We start from the raw sequence: 17,520 nt of genomic DNA on the forward strand, positions 1-17,520 counted from the left end.
CCCCCCCGCCGCGCCCCGCCTGGGAGGCCGGGATCCGAGGGCGGCAGGAGGTTCGTCATGATCCGTGTCGTCACTGCGGCCGTCCTCGTCGCCGCGCCCCTGCTCGCTCTGTCCGGTCCGGCCTTCGCCCATGGCGGCGACCGCGAGCCGGCCGGCGGCGCCTTCATGAGCAGCTATGCCACCACGCCCTACGCCTCCGCCCGCTCGCCCGCCGAGGCCCGCCCGCTGGACCGGCCGGCGCCGTTTTTCGTCCCCGAGAGCACCGGTTCGGTGCCGGCCCTGCCGGCCCGGCGGCGGACGCATCGCTGAGCGTTGTCATCCACGCGCCACGGTCCTTACGGTAAGCGTCCGGATTGACCCGTGAAGCGCGCCGAGGGAGCCCGATGACACAGCCGTCGCTGAACCGTTCGCAGCAGGCCGAGGCGGCCGAGGATGCCGGCTCGAATCCGAGCGCCAACCCGACCCTCGGCGAGGTCGTGGCCCGGCGCTTCGACCGGCGCGAGATCCTGCGCGGCGGCCTGGCCGGAAGCTTGGCCGGCAGTTTGGCCGTCTCGGCGATCTCCGCGACCCTCGCGCCGCGGGCCGTCGCGGCGGCCGGGACGGATCCGACGTCCGAGACCTTCCCGTTCCGCGAGCTGCCGGCCGGTGCCGATGCGCGCCACCATGTCGCGGAGGGCCATGATGCCGAGGTGCTGATCCGCTGGGGCGATCCCGTTCTGCCCGGCGCGCCGGCCTTCGACCCGCATAAGCAGTCGGCTGCCGCGCAGGCACAGCAATTCGGCTACAACAACGACTTCCTGGGCTTCTTCCCGCTGCCGGGCGCGCCCGATCCCGCTGGCCACGGCCTCCTCGTCGTCAACCACGAGTATACGAACGAGGAGCTGATGTTCCCCGGCCTCGGCCGGCAGGACGGCAAGGCGGCCTTCGCCGGCATGAACCGCGACCTCGTCGACATCGAGATGGCGGCCCATGGCGGCTCGGTGATCGAAGTGACGCGCGAGGACGGGCGCTGGCGCGTGGTGCCGAACTCCCCTTACGCCCGGCGCATCACCGCGATGACGCCGATCCGCCTCTCCGGCCCCGCCGCCGGCTCGGCCCGCCTGCGGACCAGTGCCGACCCGGAGGGGACCCGGGTCCTCGGCATGCTGAACAACTGCGCCGGCGGCGTGACCCCGTGGGGCACCTGGCTGACCTGCGAGGAAAACATCAACTACTACTTCCAGGGCCGCCTGCCCGAGGGCTCGCCGGAGGCGAAGAACCACAAGCGCCTCGGCATGCCGGGCAACCTCTATGGCTGGGCCCGCTTCCACGAGCGCTTCGACCTGGGGAAGGAGCCGAACGAGCCGAACCGCTTCGGCTGGGTGGTCGAGATCGACCCGTTCGACCCGGCGAGCGTGCCGGTGAAGCGCACCGCCATGGGCCGCTTCAAGCACGAGGGCGCCGCCGGGGCGTTGGCCAAGAACGGCCGCTACGTGGTGTTCCAGGGCGACGACGAGCGATTCGACTACGTCTACCGCTTCGTCACGAAGGACCCGGTGAACACGGCCGACAGGTCGGCCAACCGTGACCTCCTCGATCACGGCACGCTCTCGGTCGCCCGCTTCGACGCGGATGGGCGCGGCACCTGGCTCCCGGTGGTGTTCGGGCAGGGTCCGCTGACGCCGGAGAACGGTTTTCGCGATCAGGCCGACGTGCTGATCGAGACCCGCCGGGCCGCCGACCTCCTGGGCGCCACCAAGATGGACCGGCCGGAGGACGTCGAGGCCAACCCGAAGACCGGCAAGGTCTACGTGATGCTCACCAACAACACCCGCCGCAAGGCCGATCAGGTCGATGCGGCGAACCCGCGGCCGGACAATCGCTTCGGCCACATCGTCGAGCTGTCGCCCGAGGGCGGCGATTTCGCGGCCGATGCTTTCGCATGGGAAGTGCTGGTGCGCTGCGGCGACCCGTCGATCGCGGCGGTGGGCGCCACCTTCTCGTCGGCGACGACCAAGGACGGCTGGTTCGGCATGCCGGACAATTGCGCCGTCGACGGTCAGGGCCGCCTCTGGGTCGCCACCGACGGCAACTCGCCGGCCAAGACCGGCCGCGCCGACGGCATCTGGGCGATGGAGACTGAAGGGGCCCGCCGCGGCACGTCCAAGCACTTCTTCCAGGTGCCGCTGGGAGCCGAGATGTGTGGCCCCTACTTCACTCCCGACGACACCACCTTCTTCGTCGCCGTGCAGCATCCCGGCGAGGCCGACGAGGAGGACCCGAACGCCCAGCCGGCGACCTTCGAGAACCCGGCGACCCGCTGGCCCGACTTCGACCCCGCCCTGCCGCCGCGTCCGGCGGTGGTGGCGATCACCAAGCGCGGCGGGGGGAAGGTGGGGACGTAAAGGCGCCCTCTCGACGCTTCGCGATCAGGAGCGGGCGCAGGACCGCACCCGCGCGCGACCGTCGACGGACGATGCAACCAGACATCGGTATCTTGAGTTAACCCGGTGATCCTGGACGGAAAAAGGCCGCCCTCCGAGAAGGCGGCCCAAGTCTAGGGAGGAAACGCCCGAGGAGGGCGCGAGCAGCGCAGCGGCATCGCCACCGCCCTGCATGAGGACAAACCCGGTCCGCTGCCGCGTGGTTCCCGGGCGAGAACTGAGACCAAGGTCCGCTCCGGCGGGCCTTCTTTTTGCCGTGATCGCCGCCGCGGCCTCAGGGAACGAGGCAGGTCCGGGTGGTCACGACCTTGCGCATCCCCCACTCCGTCGGGCCGGCCCGCTGCCGGGTCGAGCAGCCGTCGCCGGGATGGAACGCAGAGGGCCCGCATAGCCCCTCACCACGGTCGCGAGCCGAGGCTCCCTCGCCGATGATCGGGCGCCGGTCGATGACGACCTGCGGTCCACCGCCCCAAGGCCGGTGCCAGCCGGCATGGTGGTGCGGGGGAGGCCAGCCGCCATGCCGGTGGCCGGGGTGATGATGGCCGTGCATGAGGGTGATGATGGGTGCCCGTGCGCCGATGCCGGCGCGACCGACAGGGCACCGAACAGGAGGGCTGTGGCCGCGAGGCCGAGTGGCTTGCTCATCCTGGGGGAACCTCGATGGGTGGACCGCGAGACGTCGCCCTGCGGCACTCCTTGCCGGGCGGGCCTGAACGGCGACGGGCCGGCCCGTTCAACGGCGGCGCAGGCAGAGGGATCGCCCCTCCCGCGGTCCCTGCCTGTCATGCCGTGCCTGTCATGGCTTGACCGGTCGGGCCCTGGTACGGATCGTGCGTCGGAGGAGGCGGCGCCCGGCCGTCCCGGCCGGCATGCGGCACCGGAGGGCGGCAGGAACCATGCGGGCGATCGACACGCAGGCTTTTCTCGAGGATCTCCACGACCTGCGGGCGATTGGCCGCTTCCGCACCGGCGTGCACCGCCCGACCTATTCGCCCCAGGACATGGAATCCCGGCGCTGGCTGATGCGGCGACTGGAGGAATGCGGCCTCGCGCCCGCCATCGACGGCGTCGGCACCGTGCTGGGGCGCCATCCGGGGACCGGGCCGCATCTCCTCGTCGGCAGCCACATCGAGAGCCAGAACGAGGCCGGCTGGCTCGACGGCGCGCTCGGGGTGGTGGCGGGCCTCGCACTCGCCCGGGCCGGGCTGCCGGTCGATGTTTGCGCCTTCGCCGACGAGGAGGGGCATTTCGACGTCGGCTTCCTCGGCAGCCGCTCCGCCATCGGCGCGGTCACCGAGGCCGAGATCGATGCCGGCCGCAACCGCACCGATGGCACCCCCTTGCGCGATGCGCTGGCTTCCGCCGGCCTTGCCGGCCTGCCCCGGATGCGGCTGGAGCCGGCGCGCTATCGCGGCTTCCTGGAGATGCATATCGAGCAGGGCACGCAGCTCGAAGCGGCGGGCCTTCGCCTCGGCATCGTCACCGGCATCGTGGCAATCTGGCAGTGGCGCATCGTGATCGAGGGCGCCCAGGACCATGCCGGCGGCACCACCATGGCGGAGCGGCGGGATGCGGGGCTCACCGCCGTGCGCCTGCTCGCCGCCATCGATGCGGCCTTTCCGCAGGTCTGCGGCGAGCGCAGCACCTGGACCACCGGGCGCATCAGCCTCGATCCCGGCGCACCGAGCATCATCCCGGGCCGGGCCGAGATCCTGTTTCAGTTCCGCGACGTCGCGATGCCGGTGCTGGAGCGGATGGAGGCGACCCTGCGGGCGCTGATCCGCGAGAGCAACCGGCGCGAGCGCTGCACCGCGACCCTGCACGAGATCTCCCGTAACGCGCCGGCCCTGTGCGATCCCGGCCTGATGGGGGCCCTGTCGGAGGCGGCCGAGGCGCTGTGCCCGGGCGGCTGGCAGGCAATGCCCTCGGGCGCCGGCCACGACGCCCAGACCATCGCCACGGTGATGCCCGCCGCGATGCTGTTCGTGCCCTCAATCGGCGGCATCAGCCACCATTGGTCCGAGGACACCAAGGAGGAGGACCTCGCCCTCGGCATGCGGGTGCTGGCAGCGGCGGCCGAGAGGGTGCTGGCGCGAGGGAGTGCGGTGCCCGGTTGACCCGAGCGGATTCCGTAAAAACTGTGGTCGGTCTGCGACAAAGACTTGAGCGGACGACGCTTCGGCCTGCCGACGCAAGTCAGCTGGGCGTCTGTCGCGAAACGCCCGATCGCCCTCGTCGCTCTGTGGGGCGGCTTCGGCCCGCAGGGAGTTTTGTGAGGTGCACCGGGCCCGTCGGCTCGGGTATAATACCAACGGTCGAAAGAAAACGACCGTTGGTTCCGTTCTCCCGTTGTCGCCAAGACTTTGGTTTAGTGTCGAAAATTTGAGATGGTTCATCGGCCCGATGCGTCAGCATCTTGGGCCGATGGTATAAGGCGGCCATGAGCACAGTCCCCACGAGCCCGATTCACGATTTCGCCCCCGCCGCTCCGGACGGCACGCCTCATCCACTGGCCCAGTACCGCGGCAAGGTTCTGCTCGTCGTCAACACCGCCTCGGCCTGCGGCTTCACCCCGCATTATGCCGGGCTGGAAGCCTTGTGGCGCCGCCACCGCGACGCCGGGCTCGTGGTCCTGGGTTTTCCCTGCAACCAGTTCGGCGGGCAGGAGCCGGGCGACGCCGCCGAGATCGCCCGGTTCTGCACCGTCACCTACGACGTCACCTTCCCGCTCCTCGCCAAGGTCGAGGTGAACGGAGCGAGGGCCGAGCCGCTCTTCGCCCATCTCAAGCAGGCAAAGCCTGGATTGCTGGGCACGCAGGCGATCAAGTGGAACTTCACCAAGTTCCTGATCGGCCGCGACGGTCGGGTGATCGCGCGCTTCGCCCCGCGGGTGAGGCCCGAGGCGCTCGAGGCGGCGGTGGTGCAGGCGCTGGCGGAAGCGGTGTAATACCAACGGTCGTTGGAAACGACCTTTGGTACCGTTCGCGAATTTTCGCCAAGCCCAAAATCCCGGACACCTGGGCTTGGCATCGACAATTCGAGATGGAGCAACGGCCGCGTCGATCCCGGGCCTGCCCGAGATCGAATCGATGCGTCAGCATCTTCGGCCGCTGGTCCAAGGCCATCTTCCGGCCAAAATGGCCGAGCTAGACGTGGGAGGTGACGACAGCCCGTCGCCCTGGAAGTCCACCCATGTCGCTCTCCCGCCGCACCCTCCTCGCCGCTTCCCTGGCGACGCTCCCCGCCCTGGCCGCCGGCAAGGCCGTGGCGCAGGTGGAGGGCCAGTGGCGTGCGGTGACCGGCGACAACGGCCAGCCGATCCCCAACACCCGCCTGCCGGGCGAACTCGCCTCCGAGATCGGAGCCTTGCGCGGCGTGACCTGGCTCGGGCCGCGGGAGGCGTCGGTCACGCTCTACGAGTTCTTCGACTACAACTGCCCGTGGTGCCGGGCGGCGGCGCGCGACCTCGACGACCTCGTCAAGGGCAACCCGGACCTGCGCCTCGGCCTCGTCAACAACCCGATCCTGTCGGTGCAATCGGCCCAGGCCGCCAAGGTGGCGCTGGCGGTGCAGCGCACCGGCGGCTCGTCGGCAACCGCCCGGCTCTACGGCGCGCTCCTCGGGCCCGGCACCTCCGGGCGCATCGACGGCCCCCGGGCGCTCGAGGCGGCCTCCCGCCTCGGCCACGACCGGGCGGCGATCGAGCAGGCGGCGGATTCCGACGAGGTGCGCGAGGCGCTGACAGCGCAGATGCGGCTCGCCGCCAATCTCGGCCTGCATGCCACCCCGTCCTATGTCGTCGGGACCTCGGCACTGCTCGGCTATCCGGGGCCGAAGAGCCTCGCCCGGGTGCTCTCCAGCGTGGCCGAATGCGACGAGATCGCCTGCGCGAGCTGACCGCCTGGTCCAGCGCAACGATCTGGAAACCTTGTCGAAACCTCCGCGGCCCGGCGCCCCGCCGACGTCTCCCTGAGCGGTCTCCCGGCCGGGCCCGCGACCCCGCGTGAGCCGGGCGCGGCATCCGACCATGGTCGAAAGGGCGCCCCATCCGCGCGACAGACCGCGCAACCGCGAGGCGCCGGATGGGTTTAAGCCTACGGCCCGCCTCGCGATTGGCGCCCCTTCGCTCGCCTTGCGCCCCCCGAAAACCCATGCTAGGCCGGCGCCGCGCCGGGGGAGGGGGCATTCTTCTCGCGCCGGAGCCTTTCCCATCATCGACGGGCCGCGTGCCGCCGCCGCTCCTTATCCAGACCGGCGCGATGCGGCCGGACCCGTCGGGCCAGGACATGAAGAGAGAGCGCTGGTGGCTCAGAACGCTTCGGAATCGGGTTCTCCCCTGGCGGGCGTCGCCGGGCGGTACGCCTCGGCGTTGTTCGATCTGGCGCGCGACGAGCGGGCCATCGATGCGGTGGCCGCGGGGCTCGACCGGTTCGACGCCCTGATGGCCGAGAGCGCCGATCTGCGGCGCCTCGTGCGCAGCCCGGCCTTCTCGGCCGAGGATCAGGTCAAGGCAATCGAGGCCGTGCTGGCCAAGGCCGGGATCGGCGGGCTCGCCGGCAACTTCATCCGCCTGTCGGCGGCCAACCGCCGGCTCTTCGCCCTGCCGGACATGATCCGCGCCTATCGCGAGCTGGTGCGCGAAGCGAAGGGCATCGTCCGCGCCGAGGTGCGGCTCGCCGAGCAGCCCTCCGACGCGGTCCTCCAGGACATCAAGGCGTCCCTGAAGGACGTCGCGAAGGCCGAGATCGATCTCGATCTCCGCATCGACCCGAGCCTGATCGGCGGCATCGTCGTGAAGCTCGGCAGCCGCATGGTCGACGCCTCGTTGCGCACCAAGCTGAACAGCATCCGCCTGGCGATGCAGGGCGCCCGCTAAGGCCTCCGCGCACCCGCCGACATCCCGAACACCGCCCGACACGCGAACGAACGAGGGAAGGTCCAGATGGACATCCGTGCCGCCGAGATCTCCGCCATCCTGAAGGAGCAGATCAAGAACTTCGGCCAGGAGGCCGAGGTCACCGAGGTCGGTCAGGTCCTGTCGGTCGGCGACGGCATCGCCCGCGTCTACGGCCTCGACAACGTCCAGGCCGGTGAGATGGTCGAGTTCGAGTCGGGCGTGCGCGGCATGGCCCTGAACCTCGAGCAGGACAATGTCGGCGTCGTGATCTTCGGTTCCGACCGCGAGATCAAGGAAGGCCAGACCGTCAAGCGCACCGGCGCCATCGTGGACGTGCCGGTCGGCAAGGGTCTGCTCGGCCGCGTCGTCGACGCCCTCGGCAACCCGATCGACGGCAAGGGCCCGATCGTCGCCGAGAAGCGCAGCCGCGTCGACGTGAAGGCCCCGGGCATCATCCCGCGCAAGTCGGTGCACGAGCCGATGGCGACCGGCCTGAAGGCGATCGACGCCCTGATCCCGATCGGCCGCGGCCAGCGCGAGCTGATCATCGGCGACCGTCAGACCGGCAAGACGGCGGTGGCCCTCGACACCATCCTGAACCAGAAGCCGGCCCATGCCGGAACCGACGAGAAGGCCAAGCTGTACTGCGTCTACGTCGCGGTCGGCCAGAAGCGCTCCACCGTCGCCCAGTTCGTGAAGGTGCTCGAGGATAACGGCGCGATGGAATATTCCATCGTCATCGCCGCCACCGCCTCGGACGCCGCGCCGATGCAGTTCCTGGCGCCCTTCGCCGGCTGCGCCATGGGCGAGTATTTCCGCGATAACGGCATGCACGCCGTAATCGTGTACGACGACCTGTCGAAGCAGGCCGTGGCCTACCGCCAGATGTCGCTGCTGCTGCGCCGCCCGCCGGGCCGCGAGGCGTATCCGGGTGACGTGTTCTACCTGCACTCCCGCCTGCTCGAGCGCGCCGCCAAGATGGGTGACGCTGCCGGCAACGGCTCGCTGACCGCGCTGCCGGTCATCGAGACCCAAGCCAACGACGTTTCGGCCTACATCCCGACCAACGTGATCTCGATCACCGACGGCCAGATCTTCCTCGAGACCGACCTGTTCTACCAGGGCGTGCGCCCGGCGGTGAACGTCGGCCTTTCGGTCTCCCGCGTCGGCTCCGCCGCCCAGACCAAGGCGATGAAGTCGGTCGCCGGCAAGATCAAGGGCGAGCTGGCGCAGTACCGCGAGATGGCGGCCTTCGCGCAGTTCGGCTCCGACCTCGACGCCTCGACCCAGAAGCTGCTCAACCGCGGCGCCCGCCTGACCGAACTCCTGAAGCAGCCGCAATTCTCGCCGCTGAAGATGGAAGAGCAGGTCGCGGTGATCTATGCCGGCGTGAACGGCTACCTCGACGCGATCCCGGTCAACCGGGTCCGCGCCTTCGAGGACGGCCTGCTCTCGATCCTGCGCACCAAGCACGCCGACCTGCTCGACACGATCCGCTCCTCCAAGGAGCTGTCGGCCGACAGCGGCGCCAAGCTGAAGGGCGTGGTCGAATCCTTCGCCAAGTCCTTCCAGTAAGCCTCCGGCTCGACACCAAGGGACCCTCCGATGGCGAGTCTGAAGGACCTGCGCAATCGCATCACCTCGGTGAAGGCGACCCAGAAGATCACCAAGGCGATGCAGATGGTCGCCGCCGCCAAGTTGCGCCGGGCGCAGATGGCGGCGGAGAGCGCGCGGCCCTACGCCGAGCGCATGGCGCAGGTGCTCGGCAACCTCGCCTCCAACCTGACCCCCGGGGCGGACACGCCCCGGCTGCTCTCCGGCACCGGCCAGGACCGCACCCACCTGCTCCTCGTCTGCACGGCGGAGCGCGGCCTGTGCGGCGCGTTCAACTCCTCGATCTCGCGGCTCGCCCGTGACCATGCCCGCCGCCTCATGGCGGAGGGCAAGACGGTCAAGATCATCTGCGTCGGCAAGAAGGGCTACGACATCCTGCGCCGCGAGTTCCGCGACCAGATCGTCGAGCTGATCGAGCTGCGCGGCGTGCGCCAGCTCGGCTTCGACAATGCGGAGACAATCGCCCGCAACCTGCTCGGCCGCTTCGATGCGGGCGAGTTCGACGTCGCGACCCTGTTCTACTCGCGCTTCCGCTCGGTGATCGCCCAGATCCCGACGGCGCAGCAGATCATCCCGGCCGACATCGCCCCGACCCAAGCCGCCGCCGGCGCCTCGGCCGACGCGGTCTACGACTACGAGCCGGGCGAGGGCGAGATCCTGGCGGCGCTTCTCCCGAAGAACCTCACCGTCCAGATCCTCCGGGCGCTCCTGGAAAACGCCGCCTCCGAGCAGGGCGCGCGCATGGGCGCCATGGACAGCGCCACGCGCAACGCCGGCGAGATGATCAAGAAGCAGACCTTGATCTACAACCGGACGCGCCAGGCGATGATCACCAAGGAGCTGATCGAGATCATCTCGGGCGCCGAGGCGCTCTGACCGCACGCAATCAGGGATTAGCATCATGGCGAACACTGCCACCCCCGGCGCCGGCTCGAACAAGGTCGGCCACATCACCCAGGTCATCGGCGCGGTCGTCGACGTGAAGTTCGAGGGCCACCTGCCCGAGATCCTGAACGCCCTCGAGACCAAGAACCAGGGCAACCGCCTGGTCCTCGAAGTCGCCATGCAGCTCGGCGAGAACACCGTGCGCTGCATCGCCATGGACACCTCCGAGGGCCTGGTCCGCGGCCAGGAGGTGACCGATACCGGCTCGCCGATCCGCGTGCCCGTGGGCGCCAACACGCTCGGCCGCATCATGAACGTCATCGGCGAGCCGATCGACGAGGCCGGCGAGATCAAGACCGAGTCGCTCCGCGCCATCCACCAGCCGGCCCCGTCCTATGCCGAGCAGTCGACCGAGGCGCAGATCCTCGTCACCGGCATCAAGGTGGTGGACCTGCTCGCCCCCTACGCCAAGGGCGGCAAGATCGGCCTGTTCGGCGGCGCTGGCGTCGGCAAGACCGTGCTCATCATGGAGCTGATCAACAACATCGCGAAGGCCCACTCGGGCTACTCGGTGTTCGCGGGCGTCGGTGAGCGCACCCGCGAGGGCAACGATCTCTACCACGAGATGATCGAGTCCAAGGTGAACATGGACCCCAAGGAGCACGGCTCCGCGGAAGGCTCCAAGTGCGCCCTGGTCTACGGCCAGATGAACGAGCCCCCGGGCGCCCGCGCCCGCGTCGCGCTGACCGGCCTCACCGTCGCGGAGCATTTCCGCGATGAGGGCCAGGACGTGCTTTTCTTCGTCGACAACATCTTCCGCTTCACCCAGGCGGGCTCGGAAGTGTCGGCGCTGCTCGGCCGCATCCCCTCGGCGGTGGGCTATCAGCCGACGCTCGCCACCGACATGGGCGCGCTGCAAGAGCGCATCACCACCACCACCAAGGGCTCGATCACCTCGGTGCAGGCGATCTACGTGCCGGCCGACGACCTGACCGACCCGGCGCCCGCCACCTCGTTCGCCCACCTCGACGCCACCACCGTGCTGTCGCGCTCGATCGCCGAGAAGGGCATCTACCCGGCGGTGGATCCGCTCGACTCGACCTCGCGCATGCTGTCGCCGGCGGTCCTCGGCGAGGAGCACTACACCGTCGCCCGCCGCGTCCAGCAGGTGCTCCAGCGCTACAAGGCGCTCCAGGACATCATCGCGATCCTGGGCATGGACGAGCTGTCCGAGGAGGACAAGCTGACGGTGGCCCGCGCCCGCAAGATCGAGCGCTTCCTGAGCCAGCCGTTCCACGTCGCCGAGATCTTCACCGGCTCGCCGGGCAAGCTCGTGGCGCTCGAGGACACCATCAAGGGCTTCAAGGGCCTGGTGGACGGCGAGTACGACAACCTCCCCGAGGCCGCCTTCTACATGGTCGGCTCGATCGAGGAGGCCAAGGAGAAAGCCCAGCGCCTCGCCGCCGCAGCCTGATCGGCAGCGACCAAGACGGGCCCGGCCTTAACGCCGGGCCCTTTCGCGCGTCTGACGAAACCGGAAACGACCTGACCCCATGGCCACCTTCCAGTTCGACCTCGTCGGCCCCGAGCGGATCCTGTATTCGGGCGCGGTCGATGCCGTGCAGCTTCCGGGTTCCGAGGGCGAGATGACGGTGCTGCCCGGGCACGCGCCCGTGCTCACCACCCTCAAGACCGGCATGCTGGTCATCACCGAGAGCCCGCAGCAGGGCAAGCGGGTGCTGGTGCGCGGGGGCTTCGCCGAGATCAACGCCACCTCGCTGACCGTGATCGCCGAGCGCGCGACCCCGGTCGAGGAGCTGACCCCCGCGATCATCGACGCCGACATCGCGGCGGCGGAACTCCTCTACGACGCCACCGACGATTACGACCGCAAGCGCGAGATCGAGGGCCAGATCGCGCAGCTGCGCGAAGCCAAGGTGGCGCTGAGCTTCTGATCCGCGCGCCGCGAGGCGACGGGCGAGAGCCTTGAGAGGGCGGCGGGGCGACGGCTCCGCCGCCCTCGTCGTATCGAGACCGATCGTAAGCAGATTTCGCAAAAGTGGTCGCCGGTTTTGCGACGAAAATCTGCGACAAAACGAGAATCTAAGCGGATGACGCGGTGGCCTGCCAACGCCAGTCCGCTTAGGGGCCGGCCGCGGCGAGGCCCGCCGGGACGACAGGGTGCGGTGCGAGGCGGACCCACATGACCCGGCCGGGCACGAACGCCGTGCGGGCGGCCCGGCGCCACAGGGGCGGGGCGTGGTCGCCCACCAGCAGGATCTCGGTCCCCGGATAGGCGAGGGCGAGGCGCGAGACCGCCGTGAACAGGTCCTGCCAGATCTCCACCATGGCGCAGACCTCCGGATCGGCGAAGCGGCTGCGCTTATGCCCGCAATCCTGCCGCGGGGTCGCGCTGCCCTGTGGCACCGGCACGTGCGAGTTCAAGGTGAGCCAATAGACGAAGGATGGCCCGGCCTTCGCCAGCTCGGCACCGACCGCCTCCGCCAGGTCGGTGTCGCAGGGCCCCGGGAACGGGCCGCCGCAGGTCCTGGCGAAGCGGGAGCCTAATGTCTCGCCGAACAGGCTGGTCTGGAAGCCGGCGAGCGGGTACCAGTGCACGCGGTCGTAGAAGCCGGCATGGTAGCCATGCACCGAGACCGTGCGGTAAGCGCGGGCGGCGAACCGCTCGGGCAGGCAGGTCGGATCCTCCGTGACGAAGACCTCCCGGTGTGAGCGGTAGGTGCCGCACAGCTCGCGCACCTCACCCGACGCGGTGGCGCCGAAGAAGGCGCTTGTGCCGGTCGTGACCGTGTAGAGCCGGCGCAGGGCCGGGTCGTCGAACGGCGCCGTGAGGATCGCGCGCTGGCCGTCGTCGCGCAGGACCCCCAGGCTCTCGACCACGACCATCACGACCCGGCGGGCCGGCCGCGGCTGGTTGGGCAGGGTGTCGAAGCCGGACAGGCTGCTGCCCGATTCGAAACTCCGTCCGGTGCTCGCCAGGGCCCCGAAATCGTAAGCCGAGGAGCCGTTGACCAGGCCGTCGCCGATCAGCAGCGCGGCGACCGCCGCCGCGAAGACGGGTCGGCTGCCCTGGCGCATCGCCGGGCCGGCCCGCACCAGGAAGGTCAGGTAGGCGAGCAGCAGGCCGACGACCGCGAGGGCGCTCGCCGCGTAGGCGGGCGTCGACAGGAGGTTTTTCAGCACGTCGATGGTGATCAGGTGCAGAAGCGCATCCGGATCGAGGAAGAACATCCGGCCGATGGCGAAGACGAGATCGAACGCCAGCGCCAGCAGGCCGAGCAGCGCCAGGGCATAGCCCGGCAGCAGGCCGCCCAGCAGGGCGACCGCCGCGTAGAGCGCGATGGCGCTCGTGCGCGGCGGCACGCCCGCAACGGTGTCGAGGGCGAGGGCGAGGGCGTTCGGCAGCACGAGGCCGCCGACCAGCAGGAGCAGGCAAGGACGGTCCGGCACGAGGGAGGCCGGGACACGCCGGACGAACCGCGCAACGACGGTCAGGACCGCAGAGCTATGATGCTGATGCATGCCGGCTTCATAGCTGCCCGATGGTTAAGTCCGCCTTCAGATCCCGCGACATCTTGGGTCTCCCGGCGCCCATCGGGGTCGAATCGCCCGAGACGGGGTGACTTGACGGTCATTTCACCGGCCGCGATGCGATTGGGAGCAATGATCGGCAATGGCCACGCCCATCGCTCGAGATCGCTGCGACGCGACGATGACACGATGATCAGCCAGCTCCGCGACGTGTCAAATCGGAGACTGATGCCACACGTGCATACTCGGAGTCGGTACTTGAAACGGGCGCCTTGTTGCACGTGCGGGTCGCGCTGAATGTGGCGCGACACGCCGATATCAAAGAACGATCATCCGGTTGACGAGACCGGCGCGCCGCCCTCCGGGCTACTCCAGCCGATCGTCGTCTGCCTGGAAGGCCCGGCGCTCCTGTGCGGTGATCTCGCCGAGCCACCGGCGTGGATTGCCGCACATCCAGCACGAGCACGGGGTCGGTGTTCGAGACCAGAAGGAGACAACGGCCCCGGGTGACATCCGCCGGCCCGTCGCCCCGCCGTGATAGTCCTTGCGGGCCTTCATCAGCCGTGCGCGGTGGTGCCGACGCACCCCACGATGGTATTTATCCAAAGAAGATCCTGATGCAGGCTCCGATCCCGAGCGCCCATGCGCTCTATTCGAGGGGATCGGAGCCGAAGCATCAGCCTCGTGGATCGTCTGCCCGGCATGCGAATCATCCCGTCCTTGTATCGCAACGTGGTCCGGATGCCACGTCGGGATCGTTTCGGCGGGCGGGCGGCCAACGCCCAAAGCCAGTCGCCGACGCTCGACGGTGCGCCGATCGGGGGTTCGCCTCAAGCCTCGTCGCGCAGCACCCGCCGGATGATCTTGCCCGTCGTGGTGAGCGGCAGGCTCGACCGGAACGCGATCTCGCGCGGATATTCGTGGGCGGAGAGCCGCGTGCGGACATAGCCCTGGATCTCGGCGGCGAGCGCCTCGGAGGCGACGTGCCCCGGGCGCAGCACCACGAAGGCTTTGACGATCTCGGTGCGGACGGGATCGGGCTTGCCCACCGCCGCCGCCAGCGCCACCGCCGGATGGCGCAAGAGGCAATCCTCGATCTCGCCGGGGCCGATCCGGTAGCCCGACGAGGTGATGACGTCGTCGTCGCGGCCGACGAAATGGACGTAGCCGTCCGCGTCCATCCGGCCCTGGTCGCCGGTGGTCATCCAGTCGCCGAGAAACTTGCGCGCGGTCGCCTCCGGGTCGTTCCAGTAGCGCAGGAACATCACCGGATCGGGCCGGGCGACGGCGATCTGGCCGGTCTCGTCGATGGCGGACGGGCTGCCGTCCGGGCGGATCACCGCGACGCGGTGGCCCGGCACGGCTAAGCCGGTCGAGCCCGCCCGCGCCAGACCCAGCGCGGCGCAGGACGCCAGCACCAGGTTGCATTCGGTCTGGCCGTAAGCCTCGTTGATGGTGAGGCCGAGGGTGTCCTTCGCCCAGTGGAAGGTTTCGGGCCCCAGCATCTCGCCGGCCGAGGCCAGGGTCCGCAGGGCGCCCAGGTCGAAGCGCCGGCGCGGATCCTCGACGGTGCGCAGCATCCGGAGCGCCGTCGGCGGCACGAAGGCGTTGGCGACCGAGAGGTCGGCCATCAGCCGGAACGCCTCCTCGGGCTCGAACTTGTCGGCCTTGCGCGCCACCACGGCGACGCCGTGATGCAGGCTCGGCAAGAGCGCGTTGAGCAGGCCCCCGGCCCAGGCCCAGTCCGCCGGGGTCCACATCCGGTCCCCGGGCTTCGGCATGACATCGTGCATCATGGCGAAGCCCGGCAGGTGGCCGAGCAGCACCCGGTGGCCGTGCAGCGCCCCCTTCGGCGGCCCGGTGGTGCCGGAGGTGTAGATCATCAGGGCCGGATCGTCGGCCCACGTGTCGACGGGAGCGAAGTCCGGCAAGGCCGCCGCCAGGAGATCGGCATAGCCGAGCGCCCCCTCGCCGGCGCCGTCGGTCGAGACGACGAGGCCGAGATCCGGCAGCGCATCGCGCAAGGAGGCCAGCTTGGCGACGCCGCCCGCATGGGTCACGACGGCCTTCGCGCCGGCATTGCCGAGGCGGTGCAGCAGGCCCTCCGGCCCGAACACCACCGCGAGCGGCAGCGCCACCGCGCCGAGCTTGTAGATGGCGAGATGGGCCACCACCACGGCGGGGGATTGCGGCAGCAGCACCGCCACCCGGTCGCCGGCCTGGATGCCGTGGGCCCGCAAGGCGTTGGCGAAGCGGTTCGACGCCTCGCGCAGGGCGGCGAAGCTCCAGGATTCCACCCGGCCGTTCGCCGCCACGTCGAGGATCGCCGTGCGGTCCGGGTCGGCCGCGGCCCAACGGTCGCAGACGTCGACCGCGATGTTGTAGCGCTCCGGGATCCGCCAGCGGAACCCGGCGCGCCACTCCTCGTAGGAGGTGGGGCTCACGCCTCGCGCGGCGGGAACCCGCCCTCGAACACGAAATCGGACAGGGGGTGGCGGCCGTTCGGGGTCTCGCGGGCGCGGACCTCCTCGGGCAGGGTCGCGGGATCCGCCTTGCGGCCGATCGCGAAGGCCGCCTCGACCCGGTGGTGGGGCGGCAGGTTCAGGGCCGCGGGGGCCCGCTCGTGGTCGAAGCCGGTCATGCCGTGGGCGTGCCAGCCCATCTTGATCGCCTGGAGCTGGAACAGCCCCGAGGCCGTGCCGGCATCGAAGGAGGCGCTGTAGGAGGGCTTCAGCCCGTCCGGGGTGTTCATCATCCCGTTCGAGGCCAGGAACACCAGTGCGCCGGCATTCTTCACCCAGCCCTGGTTGAACGGCACCAGGAGCCCGAACAGCGGCTCCCAGGCGGGGGTGTCGCGTAAGCCGTAGACGAAGCGCCAGGGCTGCGAGTTGTAGCCCGAGGGAGCCCAGCGCGCCGCCTCGATCATCGTCATCAGGTCGGCCTGGGACACCGCCTCGCCCGTGAAGGCGCGGGGCGACCAGCGCTCGAGGAAGAGCGCGTCGATCGGATGGTCGGCGGTGCGGGAATTGGCGGAGGTGGTCACGGGCAAAAGGATCTCCGTGGATGTCGCGCCGTCCTGCCAGCAAGCGCGGCGGTTGTCACGGGCCCGCATCCCGGTCCTTCGGCGGATCAGGCCCGCGGAAACATCATGCCGCGCCCGATGTTGTCCCCGACACGAGCGAGCCGGCCGCGGCAAGCGACACGCAGCAAGGACACACCATGGACAAGACGGATCGGGCGCGGCCCTCTTTGCGCGACTTCGACCCCTATACCGACCGCAACGGGCAGGATCTGGGTCAGGATTCTCCCCTCGATGTCGGGGTGCCGCAGCGCACGCAAGCCGACATGGCGCATGATCCGATAGGCCAGGCGCGGGATGCCCGGGTGGCGTCCGACTTCAACCGGCTCGATGCGATCGGCGCGACCGATGGCAGCCAGGCCACCGAGGACGAGACCCCGCCGGAGACCCTGCGCCGGATCAGCGACCCCTCGACCGGCAGCCCTGCCGCCGAGAATCCTGCTGCCAAGGACGCGATCGACCGGGCGACCGCGGTGGTCGGCAAGGATGAGGGCAAGGACGAGGGAGAGTGAGGCGATGACGCGCAAGCCCGACGACGTGGTGGGCAGCCGGGGCGAGCCGGCGGTCGGTGGCGGCCACCAGACCCCCGAACAGGCGGCGATCACCCGCCAGGAGGGCGGGGGGCGCGACGAGGCCGAGCTGAAGCGTGAGTGGTCCTCGGCCGGCACGCCCGGCCGGCCGCCGGTCTCGGTCGGCGGCAGCTCCGGCGGCCATTCCGACCAGGTTGCCGCTCAAGGCCCCCGCGAGGGGGAGAAGGTCGCGGACGGCGAATCCCGGACCGAGAAGACCGGCGGTACGGTCGACGGGTGAGGCGAGCGAGAGGGGAGGGGAGCACGGCATGGCGGACCGCAAGGACGACCTCAAGGACGACTGGGACGGCAAGCCGGCCCGCGACGACAGGATCACCGCCGACGACCTGAAAGGCGTTGCGGCGGTGCCCAAGGACGGCGACGGCCAGGACAACAGGTCCGGGGCGAATGCCGGGGATCGCCAGGGCGACGAGGTCGATCCCGGAACCGGTTAGCCGGCGGTCGCGAGCCGCGCGCCCGAACCCTGCCCCCCTTGAGCCC

General features: G+C 70.1%; 16 protein-coding genes. 13 read left to right on the forward strand and 3 right to left on the reverse strand.

Translation table 11 applies throughout. The features are described from left to right. The first annotated feature begins 57 nt into the window (after positions 1 to 57). From VP06_RS28720 to atpC, 10 genes are all read left to right on the forward strand, one after another. Positions 58 to 309, forward strand: coding sequence for a hypothetical protein (locus VP06_RS28720; RefSeq protein WP_048467228.1), 252 nt, complete (start codon positions 58 to 60; stop codon positions 307 to 309). Positions 310 to 383: 74 nt separating this feature from the next. After that, positions 384 to 2,384 carry a PhoX family protein gene (locus VP06_RS28725; RefSeq protein ID WP_048467229.1) on the forward strand — a complete coding sequence of 667 codons (2,001 nt, stop codon included), beginning with the start codon at positions 384 to 386 and terminating at the stop codon, positions 2,382 to 2,384. Positions 2,385 to 3,319: 935 nt separating this feature from the next. Beyond that, positions 3,320 to 4,540 (forward strand): Zn-dependent hydrolase, encoded by a 1,221-nt coding sequence (locus VP06_RS28730; protein WP_048467230.1) that lies wholly within the window; start codon positions 3,320 to 3,322, stop codon positions 4,538 to 4,540. Between the two features lie 323 nt (positions 4,541 to 4,863). Next, entirely contained in the window at positions 4,864 to 5,370 is a 507-nt protein-coding gene (locus tag VP06_RS28735; RefSeq protein WP_048467231.1) for a glutathione peroxidase, read from the forward strand. Between the two features lie 245 nt (positions 5,371 to 5,615). Beyond that, entirely contained in the window at positions 5,616 to 6,320 is a 705-nt protein-coding gene (locus VP06_RS28740) for a DsbA family protein (protein WP_048467232.1), read from the forward strand. Between the two features lie 406 nt (positions 6,321 to 6,726). Further along, complete coding sequence (locus VP06_RS28745) at positions 6,727 to 7,299, forward strand: F0F1 ATP synthase subunit delta (protein ID WP_048467233.1); 573 nt, start codon at positions 6,727 to 6,729, stop codon at positions 7,297 to 7,299. Between the two features lie 66 nt (positions 7,300 to 7,365). Next, on the forward strand, positions 7,366 to 8,895 hold the full coding sequence (atpA, locus tag VP06_RS28750) for a F0F1 ATP synthase subunit alpha (protein ID WP_048467234.1): 1,530 nt from the start codon (positions 7,366 to 7,368) through the stop codon (positions 8,893 to 8,895). Between the two features lie 30 nt (positions 8,896 to 8,925). Continuing rightward, on the forward strand, positions 8,926 to 9,810 hold the full coding sequence (locus VP06_RS28755; protein WP_048467235.1) for a F0F1 ATP synthase subunit gamma: 885 nt from the start codon (positions 8,926 to 8,928) through the stop codon (positions 9,808 to 9,810). 25 nt (positions 9,811 to 9,835) lie between these two features. After that, on the forward strand, positions 9,836 to 11,293 hold the full coding sequence (atpD, locus tag VP06_RS28760) for a F0F1 ATP synthase subunit beta (protein ID WP_048467236.1): 1,458 nt from the start codon (positions 9,836 to 9,838) through the stop codon (positions 11,291 to 11,293). Positions 11,294 to 11,372: 79 nt separating this feature from the next. After that, positions 11,373 to 11,774 (forward strand): ATP synthase F1 subunit epsilon, encoded by a 402-nt coding sequence (atpC, locus tag VP06_RS28765; protein WP_048467237.1) that lies wholly within the window; start codon positions 11,373 to 11,375, stop codon positions 11,772 to 11,774. A gap of 187 nt (positions 11,775 to 11,961) precedes the next feature. On the opposite strand, the gene VP06_RS28770 is transcribed toward atpC, so the two are convergent. The 3 genes from VP06_RS28770 to VP06_RS28780 form a co-directional block, all read right to left on the reverse strand. Continuing rightward, on the reverse strand, positions 11,962 to 13,362 hold the full coding sequence (locus tag VP06_RS28770) for a sulfatase-like hydrolase/transferase (RefSeq protein WP_048467238.1): 1,401 nt from the start codon (positions 13,360 to 13,362) through the stop codon (positions 11,962 to 11,964). An 839-nt stretch (positions 13,363 to 14,201) separates the two neighbouring features. Continuing rightward, positions 14,202 to 15,815 (reverse strand): AMP-binding protein, encoded by a 1,614-nt coding sequence (locus VP06_RS28775; protein ID WP_048467239.1) that lies wholly within the window; start codon positions 15,813 to 15,815, stop codon positions 14,202 to 14,204. Next, on the reverse strand, positions 15,812 to 16,414 hold the full coding sequence (locus VP06_RS28780) for a nitroreductase family protein (RefSeq protein ID WP_245291353.1): 603 nt from the start codon (positions 16,412 to 16,414) through the stop codon (positions 15,812 to 15,814). Before VP06_RS28780 ends, VP06_RS28775 begins: the two co-directional genes overlap by 4 nt. Positions 16,415 to 16,590: 176 nt before the next feature. On the opposite strand from VP06_RS28780, the gene VP06_RS28785 reads away from it, so the two are divergent. Genes VP06_RS28785 through VP06_RS28795 form a run of 3 tightly spaced genes read left to right on the forward strand, consistent with a single transcriptional unit; the run spans position 16,591 to position 17,474 of the window. Next, the gene (locus VP06_RS28785; RefSeq protein WP_048467240.1) at positions 16,591 to 16,962 is read left to right on the forward strand and encodes a hypothetical protein; all 372 of its coding nucleotides are present in this window, start codon (positions 16,591 to 16,593) and stop codon (positions 16,960 to 16,962) included. Positions 16,963 to 16,966: 4 nt separating this feature from the next. Next, a complete protein-coding gene (locus VP06_RS28790) occupies positions 16,967 to 17,260 on the forward strand; it encodes a hypothetical protein (RefSeq protein ID WP_245291354.1) in 294 nt (97 codons plus the stop codon). Between the two features lie 28 nt (positions 17,261 to 17,288). Next, entirely contained in the window at positions 17,289 to 17,474 is a 186-nt protein-coding gene (locus tag VP06_RS28795; RefSeq protein ID WP_048467242.1) for a hypothetical protein, read from the forward strand. Positions 17,475 to 17,520 lie beyond the last annotated feature (46 nt).

This window comes from Methylobacterium aquaticum (genome assembly GCF_001043915.1).
In the GTDB taxonomy this organism is placed as follows: Bacteria; Pseudomonadota; Alphaproteobacteria; order Rhizobiales; family Beijerinckiaceae; genus Methylobacterium; species Methylobacterium aquaticum.

Coding starts and splice junctions, on each gene's coding strand:
- atpA (WP_048467234.1), top strand. CDS start 7,366: ATGGACATCCGTGCCGCCGAGATCTCCGCCATCCTGAAGGAGCAGATC.
- VP06_RS28725 (WP_048467229.1), top strand. CDS start 384: ATGACACAGCCGTCGCTGAACCGTTCGCAGCAGGCCGAGGCGGCCGAG.
- VP06_RS28770 (WP_048467238.1), bottom strand. CDS start 13,362: ATGCATCAGCATCATAGCTCTGCGGTCCTGACCGTCGTTGCGCGGTTC.
- VP06_RS28755 (WP_048467235.1), top strand. CDS start 8,926: ATGGCGAGTCTGAAGGACCTGCGCAATCGCATCACCTCGGTGAAGGCG.
- atpD (WP_048467236.1), top strand. CDS start 9,836: ATGGCGAACACTGCCACCCCCGGCGCCGGCTCGAACAAGGTCGGCCAC.
- VP06_RS28720 (WP_048467228.1), top strand. CDS start 58: ATGATCCGTGTCGTCACTGCGGCCGTCCTCGTCGCCGCGCCCCTGCTC.
- atpC (WP_048467237.1), top strand. CDS start 11,373: ATGGCCACCTTCCAGTTCGACCTCGTCGGCCCCGAGCGGATCCTGTAT.
- VP06_RS28785 (WP_048467240.1), top strand. CDS start 16,591: ATGGACAAGACGGATCGGGCGCGGCCCTCTTTGCGCGACTTCGACCCC.
- VP06_RS28730 (WP_048467230.1), top strand. CDS start 3,320: ATGCGGGCGATCGACACGCAGGCTTTTCTCGAGGATCTCCACGACCTG.
- VP06_RS28740 (WP_048467232.1), top strand. CDS start 5,616: ATGTCGCTCTCCCGCCGCACCCTCCTCGCCGCTTCCCTGGCGACGCTC.
- VP06_RS28790 (WP_245291354.1), top strand. CDS start 16,967: ATGACGCGCAAGCCCGACGACGTGGTGGGCAGCCGGGGCGAGCCGGCG.
- VP06_RS28735 (WP_048467231.1), top strand. CDS start 4,864: ATGAGCACAGTCCCCACGAGCCCGATTCACGATTTCGCCCCCGCCGCT.
- VP06_RS28795 (WP_048467242.1), top strand. CDS start 17,289: ATGGCGGACCGCAAGGACGACCTCAAGGACGACTGGGACGGCAAGCCG.